Genomic DNA, 3,427 nt, shown 5'->3' on the forward strand with positions numbered 1-3,427 from the left:
AGGAAGAATCGTTCGATCAGGCGTAATTCTTCCGTTACGATCTCCGCGGAGGCTTGCGTCTCGGGCGAGACGGGCAGGTCGATACCGTAATTGGTTCTCAGGCCCTCTGGAAAATCAATATCCGCCGTATAGTACTCGTCGGTGGGGACCAATGAGATATTCGATACCACGCCGTTTACCACGCCAAACTCCTGATCCGGGAAATTGGAGAAACGGACGATCGCCCGCTGGCCTCTCCGGACTTTTCCCGAGCGTGCTATCGGTATGCGCACCTTCCCCACCAGCCGGCTCTCGCCTTGCGGCACGACGGTGAAAGCCACCTCTCCGGATGGGATATACTGGTTCTCGTTCCAGTACTTGGTGAAAGTCACGACACCCCCTACCGGGGCGATGAGGCAATAACGCAACCTCCACTCGTTCATGCTATTCAGCAATTGTTCCCGGGCGGTCTGTAATTCCTGCCGTAGCGTAAATTCTTTCTCGCTCCGCTCCAGCGTCAGATCCAGCAAGGATTGCTCTTGCTCCCCGATCTGTATCCGGAGATTCTCGGCCGAGGCTGCCGCCCCTTCCAGCGAATAACGGCTTTGCAGCAAAGAAGCCCGTGCGGTCTCATGCTCGTAGGAGGAAATCACGGACCGGCTATACAATAATGAATCCCGGGTGTATTGCCGCCTTGTCAAGGCGAATTGCTCCGAGAGGGTCTTCCGCTGCCGTTCGGTCTCGTTGTAGTAAGCCTTATACAACGCTATCTGTTTGCGGATGGAGGCCATTTTTTGTGGATAATAATCGATCTCCCTGTAATTGATGCAGGCATGGAGCGCCGAGAGTAGTCCCGAGTAAGCCGCTTGCATATCACCCAGCGATAGCTCCTTGTACTTTGATAATGCCTTGTCCAAGCTATCCACGTCGCTTCCGGATCGTTCCAACACCTTATCCAGATAGATGGCATCGTCCGTGTCGGCGTGATTCTCTATGACCGCCAGCCAATCCCCCTCCCTTACCGGACGATTATCCCTGACGAGCAGCTCCTGTATCTTTCCCGCTGCCCGTGTCACTACCGCCGTCGCGGGATGTTGCCCCGTCAATGTCATGTCTGCCGTGATCACGTCAGGATACTTAAAGAAACAGCTCCCCACCAGCAACGTCACGACCACGAGGAATAACAGCGTTATCCCCCACCGTACGATCCAGGCCGGCACTTGCCCCATCACCTCCTGTACCTCCTCGCTCCTCAGTTCTATGTCCTTATTTCTCTTCTCCAACTAATTTCAATTTTCAATTCTCAATTCCCAAGCTCCAACTGGTTCTTCACCAACTTATAATAAGTCCCCCGCAAGGCCGTGAGTTCCTGATGCGTCCCTTCCTCCACGACGCGTCCCTTGTCCAGCACCACGATCTTGTCCGCGTCACGTACCGTGCTTAGCCGATGCGCCACGACCACCACCGTCCGTCCTTTGTAGAAGGCGTGCAACTGCTCCATGATCTCCCGCTCGTTGTTTGCGTCCAAAGCGTTCGTGGCCTCGTCCAGGAAGATGAAGTCGGGATTCTTGTACACCGCCCGGGCGATCAGGATCCGTTGCCTCTGCCCTTGGCTTACTCCATTGCCCTCCATGCCGATCTTCGTATTATAGCCCAGCGGGAGCGAATCGATGAAATCCCGGATATTCGCTACCGTCACGGCATGCAGCAGGCGTTCCTTGTCCACCACCTCTTCGCCGGGGGCGATGTTGTTGGCGATCGTATCCGAGAAGATAAAACCATCCTGCATGACCGAACCGGTCTTGCTACGCCATACGTGAGGATTCAAGTTCCTGAGGGAGGTATCGCCGATCCTCACGTCCCCCTTGTTGGGGTTATAAAAACCGAGCAGGAGTTTTACTATAGTCGTTTTTCCGCTTCCGCTGGCCCCTACGATGGCGGTCACCCTGTTATGGGGTATCGTCAGGTTGATATCCTCCAGCACGTAATCCCGGTCCGCGCCGTCATAGCTGAAGCTGAGGTTTTCCAGCCGTAGCGTCCTGTCATCGGGGAGAACATTCAGTCTTATCCCGCCTGCCTGTTCCTCGTCCTCCTTCCCGTGTATCTCGCCGAGCCGCTCCAAACTGATCTTCGCGTCCTGTAAGGACCGTGAGAAATCGATCAATTGCTCGATCGGTGAGGAGAGCTGCCCCACGATGTAGGTCACCGACATCATCATACCCAGTGTCATATCCCCTTGCACGACGGCCCGTGCCGCGATGAAGGAGATGAGTATGTTCGTGGTCTGGTTGAAAAAGACCGCCCCGAGTTGCTGATATTGTTGTAACGCCAACCCCTTGATCCCTATCTTGAAAAGTTTTACCTGTATCCGTTCCCATTTCCATCGCATCTTGGTCTCGCAATTATTGAGCTTGATCTCCTGCATTCCGGTGATGAGCTGGAATAGGTTGCTCTGCTCCCCGGCCGCCTGCGAGAAACGCTTTACGTCCAGCTCCCTCCTCCATCTCATGAAGCCCAGCACCCACGCCACGTACAACCCGTTTCCTAGTAGGAACAATCCCAGTATGGTCCAGTCATAGTAGGCCAGTACGAACCCGAACACGATGAAGTTGACGAAAGAGAAGAGCGTATTGATGGATGTCCCCGTCATGAAAGCCTCGACGCGGTCATGGTCTCCGATGCGCTGCATGATATCGCCCACCATCTTGGTATCGAAGAAATGCAGGGGCAGGCGCATCAGCTTGGCGAGGAAATCGGAGATCAAGGCGATATTGATCCTCGTGTTTACGTGCAGCAATATCCAGCTCCGTATGAAGTCCACGGATAGCTTGGCGATAAAGATCACCAATTGCGATATAAGGATCAAGGTTATGAAACCCAGGTTGTTGTCCCGTATACCGGTATCTACCAGGCTCTGCGTGAGGAAAGGCAGGATGAGTTGCAGTACGCTGGCTGTCACCATGCCCAGCACGAGCTGTGCCATCTCCCGTCTGTAGGGCGATATATATCGGAAAAAGAATCCGAGGTTACGTTTCCTGTCTCTCCCCTCGTCCTCCATCCCGTAGAACTCCGGCCCCGGTTCCAGCAAGAGCGCCGTCCCGGTATCCTGCCCGTCCACCTTGGTACTGACCCAGCACCGCTTGAACTCCTCCCTCGTATAGGTGATAAGTCCCGCCGCCGGGTCCGCTATGTAGAACTTCCCTTTCTTTATCTTGTAGCAAACCACGAAATGCCATTGGTTCCAGTGCAGTATGCAGGGTAGGGGACATTCCTTTTCCAATTCCTCCACCGTGATCCGCACGCCCTGTGTTCGGAACCCGATCGCCTCCGCCGCCTCGCTGATACCCAGCATGGAGACTCCTTCCCGGGTGATGAAGGCTTTCTCTCGTAAGTTTTGAATCGAGTACGCACGTCCATAGAATCGGGCGATCATCCGAAGGCAGGTGGG

The 3,427-nt window shown here is 54.7% G+C and carries 2 protein-coding genes; both read right to left on the reverse strand.

All coding sequences use genetic code 11. The annotated features are described in order from the left end of the window. The coding region (locus E5342_RS18700) for an HlyD family secretion protein (protein ID WP_135960054.1) at positions 1 to 1,262 on the reverse strand (1,262 nt) is incomplete at its 3' end. Between the two features lie 20 nt (positions 1,263 to 1,282). Continuing rightward, positions 1,283 to 3,427 (reverse strand): peptidase domain-containing ABC transporter (locus tag E5342_RS18705; protein WP_246867170.1); only part of this gene is annotated, 2,145 nt, incomplete at its 5' end.

This window comes from Parabacteroides distasonis (assembly GCF_004793765.1).
Taxonomy (GTDB): Bacteria; Bacteroidota; Bacteroidia; order Bacteroidales; family Tannerellaceae; genus Parabacteroides; species Parabacteroides distasonis_A.